This window comes from Streptomyces sp. NPDC002057 (assembly GCF_040296665.1).
Classification (GTDB): domain Bacteria; phylum Actinomycetota; class Actinomycetes; order Streptomycetales; family Streptomycetaceae; genus Streptomyces.
Genome location: NZ_JBEOXR010000008.1, coordinates 206,673 through 213,271, shown reverse-complemented (window position 1 = coordinate 213,271; position 6,599 = coordinate 206,673). Strand labels below are relative to the sequence as shown.

The 6,599-nt window shown below is 72.7% G+C and carries 7 protein-coding genes; 3 read left to right on the top strand and 4 right to left on the bottom strand.

Translation table 11 applies throughout. From position 1 onward, the window contains the following. The 3 genes from ABT129_RS10085 to ABT129_RS10075 form a co-directional block, all read right to left on the bottom strand. A partial coding sequence (locus ABT129_RS10085; protein WP_351898960.1) for an SCO2321 family membrane protein occupies nucleotides 1-1,032 on the bottom strand: 1,032 nt, incomplete at its 3' end. A gap of 238 nt (nucleotides 1,033-1,270) precedes the next feature. Continuing rightward, nucleotides 1,271-2,332 carry a Strvi_7410 family MBL fold metallo-hydrolase gene (locus ABT129_RS10080; RefSeq protein WP_351898957.1) on the bottom strand — a complete coding sequence of 354 codons (1,062 nt, stop codon included), beginning with the start codon at nucleotides 2,330-2,332 and terminating at the stop codon, nucleotides 1,271-1,273. 195 nt (nucleotides 2,333-2,527) lie between these two features. Next, the gene (locus tag ABT129_RS10075; RefSeq protein WP_351898955.1) at nucleotides 2,528-3,208 is read right to left on the bottom strand and encodes a hypothetical protein; all 681 of its coding nucleotides are present in this window, start codon (nucleotides 3,206-3,208) and stop codon (nucleotides 2,528-2,530) included. Between the two features lie 212 nt (nucleotides 3,209-3,420). Here ABT129_RS10075 and ABT129_RS10070 point away from each other — a divergent pair, with 212 nt between their 5' ends. From ABT129_RS10070 to ABT129_RS10060, 3 genes are all read left to right on the top strand, one after another. Then, on the top strand, nucleotides 3,421-4,893 hold the full coding sequence (locus tag ABT129_RS10070) for an aldehyde dehydrogenase (RefSeq protein WP_351898952.1): 1,473 nt from the start codon (nucleotides 3,421-3,423) through the stop codon (nucleotides 4,891-4,893). Beyond that, nucleotides 4,893-5,126, top strand: a complete 234-nt coding sequence (locus ABT129_RS10065; RefSeq protein WP_351898951.1) for a ferredoxin — start codon at nucleotides 4,893-4,895, stop codon at nucleotides 5,124-5,126. Before ABT129_RS10070 ends, ABT129_RS10065 begins: the two co-directional genes overlap by 1 nt. 165 nt (nucleotides 5,127-5,291) lie before the next feature. Then, the gene (locus ABT129_RS10060) at nucleotides 5,292-5,837 is read left to right on the top strand and encodes a hypothetical protein (RefSeq protein ID WP_351898948.1); all 546 of its coding nucleotides are present in this window, start codon (nucleotides 5,292-5,294) and stop codon (nucleotides 5,835-5,837) included. A 59-nt stretch (nucleotides 5,838-5,896) separates the two neighbouring features. Here ABT129_RS10060 and ABT129_RS10055 read toward each other — a convergent pair whose 3' ends face one another. Next, nucleotides 5,897-6,523, bottom strand: a complete 627-nt coding sequence (locus ABT129_RS10055) for a TetR family transcriptional regulator (RefSeq protein WP_351898945.1) — start codon at nucleotides 6,521-6,523, stop codon at nucleotides 5,897-5,899. Nucleotides 6,524-6,599: the final 76 nt, after the last annotated feature.

Here is a 6,599-nt window from a genome sequence, read left to right as displayed (position 1 = left end):
CAGCTGCGCGTACGCGGCCGGTCCGCCCTCCTTCGCCCAGGCGGCGGAGTTCTTCTCCAGCCACTCCAGGGCCGGCTTCGCCTCCTTCGCGGCGCCGGCCGCGGCGAGCGCGACGACGGCGTCGGCGGTGTTGCCGACGTCGGGCTTCTCAGTGGTGTCGGTGGCGCCCGGCATCGGCGGCAGGGTCAGGTGGCCGGTCTTCGCGAGGGTCTTCGCCAGGTAGGAGGAGCCGTTGAGCGCGGCCCGCTCGACCGTCGGCTTCGCCAGGTCGGTGCAGACCGGCGGCTGCTCGGGGGAGGCCTTGGTGGCGACGACGCTCTTGCCGAGCCCGCCGAGGGTGGCGGCGGCGGTGGCGTCGGCGTTCGCGAGGAGCTTGCCGGACTTGTCCGGCTGGTAGGCGAAGGCGCCGGGGCCCTCCTTGTCCGTGCAGGGCAGCGCGAAGGTGAGGAGCGCGTCGTACGGGGTGCGGCCCTCGGCGGAGGTGTACGAGCCCGGCTTCACGCCCGTCGCGGCGAGCGCGCCGATGACGACGGAGGTGGAGTTGGCGTCGCTGGGGCCGCCGACGCCGTAGCCCCAGCCGCCGTCCTTGTTCTGCACGGTCCGCAGCCAGCCCGCGCCCGCCTTGACGGCCTGGTCGACCTTCTCCGGGGCGGCGGCCTGACGGCGGACGGCGCCGAGCGCCTGCACGGCGAGGGCGGTGGCGTTGGTGTCCCGCATCGTCTTCGCGTCGCAGGGCTTCGTGGCGTCCGCGCGGTACGAGGCGAACGAGCCGTCCTCGCACTGCTGGCCGAGGAGCCAGTCCACGGCCTGGTCGGCGGGCTGGTAGCCGGTGGCGCGCTGGGCGAGGAAGGAGAGCGACTGGCGCCAGACCCCGTCGTACTGCGGATCCTTCGTCCCGTACAGACCGGGCGGGATCGACGCGGCGGAGGGGGAGGGGGCGGTCGAGGCGGCGGAGGCCGCTCCGGCTGCTCCGCTGCCGAGTACGACGGCGGCGGCGGCGAGCGCGGCGGCGCCGCGGCGGACGGTGTTCATGGGGCCCTCTCCTGCGGCCGGGCACCGGCACGCCACAGGGCACCAGGCTCGGCTCCGTATTCCTCGACGGTGCCGACGGTCACATCCCGGACGGGGCATCTCGACTCACCGCTCCACGGGAGCGGCTCACGACTGCGGGTCAGTGCCGGATTCGCACCGGCTTCCCCCCGTACGGGCATGATGACGACGGGCCCACTCTACCGGCCCGTACGTTCGAGACCGGGAGCCGGGAGCCGCCTCACACCGCGATGTACGCGACCGGGTCCGAACCCGGCACCGCCTCCGCCCGGCCGAGTTTCACCAGGCGGCGGACGTGGGCCTCGGCCTCGCTGACGGCGATGTTCCGGGAGCCGTAGGGGATCTGCTCCCAGGGCCGGTTCCACTCCATCCGCACGGCGAGCTGCCAGGGGGTGAGCGGGGTGGCGAGCAGGCCGAGGAGCCCGGTGAGGCGCTCCTCGTGGTGGTCCAGGAGTTCCCGGACGCGGCCGGCGGCGTCGGCGAAGGCGTGCTGGTGGGCGGGGAGGACCTCGGCGACACCGAGGCGGCCGATGCGTTCGAGGGAGTCGAGGTAGTCGCCGAGGGGATCGGTCTCGGTGGAGTCGTCGGGGTCCTCGTACAGCCCGATGTGCGGGGAGATCCCGGGCAGCAGGTGGTCGCCGGAGAAGAGCCGGCCGTGTCCGGGGAGCCGGGAGGGGTGCTCCTCCTCCAGGTGGAGGCAGACGTGGCCGGGGGTGTGGCCGGGCGTCCAGATCGCGCGCAGCCGCCGGCCGGCGAGGTCGAGGAGTTCGCCGGGGACGATCTCACGGTCGGGGAGGGCGGAGCGCAGCCCCGGCAGCGTGGTGATCCGGCCGGAGGCGCGCGCGGCCCGCAGCGGGGCGAGGTGCTCCTCGGGGGCGCCGACGGTGGCGAGCTTGCGGGCGAGGTAGTCGAGCCAGGTGCCGGGCTCGGCCTCGCGGGTGCGGCGGACGACGGCGGTGTCGGCGGCGTGCATGGCGATCCAGGCCCCGGACTCCTCGCGGACCCGGCCGGAGAGTCCGTGGTGGTCGGGGTGGTGATGGGTGATGACGACCCCGTGCACCTCACGCACGGAGAGCCCGAGCGCGTCGAGCCCGCCGGTGAGCTCGGCCCAGGAGGCGGGATCGTCCCACCCGGTGTCGACGAGGACGGGACCACGGTCGGTGTCGAGGACGTGGACGAGCGTATGGCCGAGCGGATTGTCGGGAATCGGCACCCGGAGCGACCAGACACCCCCACCGTGCTCGGTCACCTGGGGCAGGGGTCCTTGCTCGGGTCCTCGCATGGATCCTCATCTCTCCACGGCGGTGCGCAGCGTGCTCGGACGTCGCCCACTATAACGAGAACTGACGAACCGTCAGAGTGGCTTGTCGCCTCGCCTTCGACCCAGCGGCGACCTGTTGTCGGAGTCGCTGTCCACGGCCCCGCGTGTGGCCGGCTTCCGAGGTGTCCGGCTCAGCGGCGTGACCGGCGCCCGACGCTAGGCGGCGTCCCAGCCGAATCGACCTTCCAGGCCGTCGGGGCTGAGGTACGCGTAGCCGGCACCGTGCCCGAAGTTGAGGAAGTACGGCCCCGTGTCGCCGGTGCAGGCCAGGGCGAAGAAGAACCGCCACGGCGCCTCGACCGTCGACCGCATCCGGTAGTCGGCCTTCCCGCCGATGTAGTTGGCGACATCGAAGTACTCGTACTTCTCCAGGTGACGCTCCTGCGCGTCCGGCACCGGTCGTGCCTCGATCCGGAACTCCACCGGCACCATCTCGTCCTCGTGACCGAACGCGAAGAGGGAGCGCCCGGTTGTCCCCGCCGAGCCGATGGTGGCGAACCCGGGGATCCGCCCGCCGGGCTGGATCAGCAGAACGGCCTCGCCGTCCTCCGGGTCCATTCCGCCGGTCTCGTAGTCCTCGTACGACAGGAACAGGTATGCCATGGCGGGCTCGTCGCCGGGCCCGACAGGGACGGGGATCTGCCCGATGAAGTCGAGCGGTTCCCCCGTGCGGGGGCTCAGGGGCCAGCAGGGCCCTTCGAGCCAGACGGGATCGCCACCCAGTTTGGCCACCGGCTCGGTCACGGCCTCGTCCGCCTGACGCAGGCCCATCTCGACGCGCGGGAGGTACGCCGCGTCGTACGGGCCGGTGGCCCCGTCGTTCGGCTGCGGAAACATGTGTGCACTGTAGAGGCGGGCACTGACATACGGTCCGCCTGCGGCGGGTCCCTCGGGCCCCGAGACGGCCCAGGCCGCGTGAGCAGGGCCCCCGCCGGTCGCAAAGCGGCTGGTGGGGGCCCGTTCTGTCCGGGCCATTGCTCCCTATAACTAGAACTGGTATCAGTTCTGAGGCAGCGTCAGGAAATCTTCTCCTCATGGAGGCGGCGGTCATGACCGAGCTTGTGGAGCACGGAAAGCTTTTCATCGGCGGGGAGTTGACCGACCCGCTCGGCGAGGAGGTCATCGAGGTCGTCTCCCCGCACACCGAGGAGGTCATCGGGCGCGTCCCGCACGCCTCCGCGGCCGATGTCGACCGGGCCGTCGCCGCTGCCCGGCGGGCGTTCGACGAGGGGCCCTGGCCGCGGATGTCCGTGGAGGAGCGGATCGCCGTCGTCAGTCGCGTCAAGGACGCGATCGCCGTCCGGTACGAGGAGATCGCCCGGTCCATCAGCGCGCAGAACGGCTCCCCGTACTCCTGGTCCGTCCTCGCCCAGGCGCTCGGCGCCATGATGGTCTGGGACGCGGCGATCACCGTCGCCCGCGACTTCGCGTACGAGGAGCGGCGCGGTGGCGTCCTCGGGCCGCTGCTCGTGCGGCGCGAGCCCGTGGGGGTCGTCGCGGCGATCATCCCGTGGAACGTGCCGCAGTTCACCGCCGCCGCCAAGCTGGGGCCCGCGCTGCTCGCCGGCTGCACCGTGGTGCTCAAGCCGTCGCCGGAGTCGCCCCTCGACTCGTACATCCTCGCCGACATCGCCACCGAGGCCGGGCTGCCCGAAGGCGTGCTCAGCATCCTGCCCGCCGACCGCGAGGTCAGCGAGTACCTCGTCGGGCACCCCGGCGTCGACAAGGTCTCCTTCACCGGATCGGTCGCCGCGGGGAAGCGGGTCATGGAGGTCGCCTCCCGCAACCTCACCCGCGTCACCCTGGAGCTCGGCGGGAAGTCGGCCGCCGTGATCCTGCCCGACGCCGATCTCGCGACCGCCGTCGCCGGGATCGTCCCGGCCGCCTGGATGAACAACGGCCAGGCGTGCGTGGCCCAGACCCGTATCCTCGCGCCGCGTTCGCGGTACGAGGAGATCGCCGAGGCCTTCGCGGCGGCGGCCGGCGCGCTCGTCGTCGGCGATCCGCTCGACCCGGCCACCCAGGTCGGCCCGCTCGTCGCCCGCCGCCAGCAGCAGCGTTCCCTGGACTACATCCGGATCGGCCAGGAGGAGGGCGCCAAGGTCCTGTCCGGCGGCGGACGTCCGGCCGGGCTCGACCGGGGCTGGTACGTCGAGCCGACCCTCTTCGGAGAGGTCGACAACTCCATGCGGATCGCCCGCGAGGAGATCTTCGGCCCGGTCATCTGTCTCCTGCCGTACGGGGAGGAGGCCGAGGCCCTCCGCATCGCGAACGACTCCGACTTCGGGCTCAGCGGCAGCGTCTGGACCGGGGACGTCGAGCACGGCATCGACTTCGCCCGGGGCGTGCGCACGGGCACCTTCAACGTGAACACCTTCAGCCTCGACATGCTCGGCCCCTTCGGCGGCTACAAGAACTCCGGACTGGGGCGGGAGTTCGGCCCCGAGGGCTTCGGCGAGTACCTGGAGCACAAGATGATCCACCTGCCCGGCGGGTACGAGGCTCCCGGGAGCGGGGCCTGATGGGGGACCGCTGGCGCGTCGAGGTCGACCGGAGCGTCTGCATCGGCTCCGGCATGTGCGTCAACCACGCCCCTGACGGGTTCCGTCTCGACACGGCCCGCCAGTCCCATCCGCGCGAGGCGGAGGCCGACGCGGGCGAGGTCCTGCTCGCGGCGGCCGAGGGGTGTCCCGTGGAGGCCATCCTGATCACCCTCGCGGACGGCGGGGAGCCGGTGTTCCCGCCGGAGGAGTGAGGAGGGGGCGTGTCGGGGGCGTGCCTCTTCCGTGGAGCCCGGCCGAATCGCGGCGAACAGCCCTGACCCGCGCCGTCTTTGCGCCCGTCGACCGTTCCCACGTGCAAAACTGTGCGCTTGGCAACGGGGGCAAGGGGCCTTCGTGTGTGCGTATTTGGGAGTGCTGTGCGCAAGGCGAAGTGGGTGGCCGCGGCCGCCGGTGTGGTGCTGCTGGTGGCGGGCTGCGGAAGTGGTGGCGGCTCGGACAAGGGCGGTTCCGCGTCCGGCGGTTCGGCCTCGGCCGGTTCGGCGGCGACGGGCGGCTCCAGCGGGTCGGGCGACGACCGGCTCGACGGGGCCGCGGTCACCAAGGAGCTCACCGACGCGGCGACGGGGGCCGGCTTCACGCAGGACGCCTCGGGCGAGCAGGTCCCGGCCGAGGTCAAGGACTGCATGGTCAGCTGGACGGCCGACGGCGAGAAGGCCGCGGACCCGGCGAAGTCCTACACGGACACGGTCGCGACCCTGGTCAAGGGCGGCTGGGCGGAGTCGCGCAGCTCGGGGACGGGCGGCTCGGTGATCAAGTCCCTGAAGAAGAGCAGCTGGCAGCTGCAGGCCAGCAACCACTCGGCGGGCCCGCTGAAGCTGGTCATGTTCGTGGCCGTCGACGGCGGTCCGGAGTGCGCGGCCACCATCGCGAAGGAGAACGCGAAGGCCCAGACCGGGTCCTGACCCTCCCGTACCGCGCGCGTCCCCGGCCCGCGTCCCGCCGGGGGCGCGGGCGGGGTCCGTCAGCGCGTCGCCGGCTCCGGCGCCGTCAGGTCGATCAGACGGCAGACCGTCTCGATGTCGATCTTCACCTGTGCGATCGAGGCGCGGCCGGAGAGCCAGGTGATCAGCGCCGAGTGCCAGGTGTGCTCGATGACCCGGACCGCCGAGAGCTGCTGCGGGGTGGGGTGCTCCGTCCCCATCGCGTCCAGGATGATCGCGGTGGTCAGCCGGGAGACCGTGTCCACCTCGGGGCTCACCCCGCGGTCCGCGAAGGTCAGGGCCCGCACCATGGCGTCGGCGAGCTGCGGTTCGCGCTGGAGGGCGCGGAAGGCCCGCATCAGGGTCTCCGCGACCCGCTCCGCCGGGTCCGCGCCGGCGGGCGGCCGCTTCCGCAGGGTGGTGTGCATGTGCTGGAGCTGGTCCTGCATCGTCGCGACCAGCAGGTGGATCTTGGAGGGGAAGTAGCGGTACAGCGTCCCTAGGGCCACTCCGGCCGCCTCCGCGACCTCCCGCATCTGCACGGCGTCGAACCCGCCCCGCGCCGCGAGCTGCGCGCTGGCGTTCAGGATGCGGCGGCGGCGCGCCTCCTGGCGCTCCGTGAGGGGCGGCGACGCGGGTCTGTGGTCCGCTCTGTTGTCTGCGGTCATGGGGTCCCGTTCCGTGCGGTGGGGAGCGACAGTATGGCGGTGCGGGCGCCGTGGCGCGAATCACCTGTTCCGGCTC

Bases quoted from the DNA above. Each gene is read 5' to 3' on its own strand.
- ABT129_RS10075 (WP_351898955.1), bottom strand. From the start codon at position 3,208: ATGTTTCCGCAGCCGAACGACGGGGCCACCGGCCCGTACGACGCGGCG.
- ABT129_RS10065 (WP_351898951.1), top strand. From the start codon at position 4,893: ATGGGGGACCGCTGGCGCGTCGAGGTCGACCGGAGCGTCTGCATCGGC.
- ABT129_RS10080 (WP_351898957.1), bottom strand. From the start codon at position 2,332: ATGCGAGGACCCGAGCAAGGACCCCTGCCCCAGGTGACCGAGCACGGT.
- ABT129_RS10070 (WP_351898952.1), top strand. From the start codon at position 3,421: ATGACCGAGCTTGTGGAGCACGGAAAGCTTTTCATCGGCGGGGAGTTG.
- ABT129_RS10055 (WP_351898945.1), bottom strand. From the start codon at position 6,523: ATGACCGCAGACAACAGAGCGGACCACAGACCCGCGTCGCCGCCCCTC.